At 43.2% G+C, this 537-nt stretch carries 2 protein-coding genes; both read right to left on the bottom strand.

The genetic code is table 11. The features are described from left to right. The coding region (locus R7O13_RS30330) for a bifunctional adenosylcobinamide kinase/adenosylcobinamide-phosphate guanylyltransferase (RefSeq protein ID WP_318305654.1) at nucleotides 1–372 on the bottom strand (372 nt) is incomplete at its 3' end. Further along, nucleotides 369–537: adenosylcobinamide-GDP ribazoletransferase (locus R7O13_RS30325; protein ID WP_318305655.1), on the bottom strand; the 169-nt coding region annotated here is incomplete at its 5' end. The genes R7O13_RS30325 and R7O13_RS30330, both read right to left, overlap by 4 nt.

Here is a 537-nt window from a genome sequence, read left to right as displayed (position 1 = left end):
TGTCGCGCGAGAATTTTCAACCGCTTGAATGAGCTTTTCTATCTCTTGTTCTAATGACTCGTTACTGCAGACTTCACCTAGCTCAAAAATCCAGTTGTTCAGCCACAGCGTTAAGCAATCAACCAATACAACGTCATTGGAATCAAAATGAGCAAGTAAATCAGGAAGTCGAAGGTGGCATTCGTGTTCATGCCACCCTTCCCCACGTTGAGCTTGATGATGCTTAATCCGCTCTCGCATCTCATCATCAAATGGCAACGCAGTAGCGACATAATGTAATGACTTGTTCTGCTTTTCGGACAACTGTCTTGCGGTTTGTTCAGCAAGTTTCGATTTTCCTGAACGAGCACCACCGAGAATTAACTGCTTCATATATTTTGATAAAACGCGATTAGAGTAAGGTAAACCAAGAGTTCAGAAAGCTGCTGCGCTGCACCTAAGCAATCGCCAGTAAAACCGCCAATGCGCTTAGTCAGCCAACGTTTGAATGCAAATCGAAATGCAAACAAAACGATGACGATAAATGATGTCTGCATT

Source organism: Vibrio sp. Y176 (genome assembly GCF_033438945.1).
This window is presented reverse-complemented; position numbering and strand designations above follow the sequence as displayed.